Here is a 532-nt window from a genome sequence, read left to right as displayed (position 1 = left end):
CGTCTACCTCGTGGTGTTCATTGCCCAGCTGCTGTGCGGCCTCGCAACCGTCACCTCGGCCTCGCGYATGATCTTYGCCTTYKCGCGTGACGGCGGCCTGCCMGGCTCCTCGGCACTCGCCAAGGTCAGCCCGACCTATCGCACGCCGGTGGCGGCGATCTGGACGGCGTCGGTGTTGTCGGTGCTGTTCGTCTGGGGCTCGACGCTGGTTTCGGTTGCCGGCACCTCGGCATACACCATCGTCGTGTCCTGCACCGTCATCTTCCTGTTCCTGTCCTTTACCGTGCCGATCGCACTCGGCATGCTGGCCTGGGGCACGCCGAAGTGGGACAAGATGGGCCCGTGGAACATGGGCCGCGCCATCTTCATGCTGTTCGGCGTTCTCTCGATCCTGTCGATGATCCTGATCTTCATCCTCGGCATCCAGCCGCCGAACGACTGGGCGCTGTACATCACCGTCGGTTTCTTCATCCTGACGGCGATCGTGTGGTTTGCCTTCGAGCGCAACCGCTTCCAGGGCCCGCCGCTGGGC

At 64.3% G+C, this 532-nt stretch carries 1 protein-coding gene; it reads left to right on the top strand.

Annotation, left to right across the window (positions count from 1 at the left end):
* Positions 1 to 532: amino acid permease (locus AC1DX0_RS37000; RefSeq protein ID WP_477359654.1), on the top strand; the 532-nt coding region annotated here is incomplete at both ends.

It is taken from the genome of Mesorhizobium sp. P3_A9, from assembly GCF_056402975.1.
Note: the sequence above shows the minus strand (reverse complement) of the source record. Positions and strands in the feature narration are given on the sequence as shown.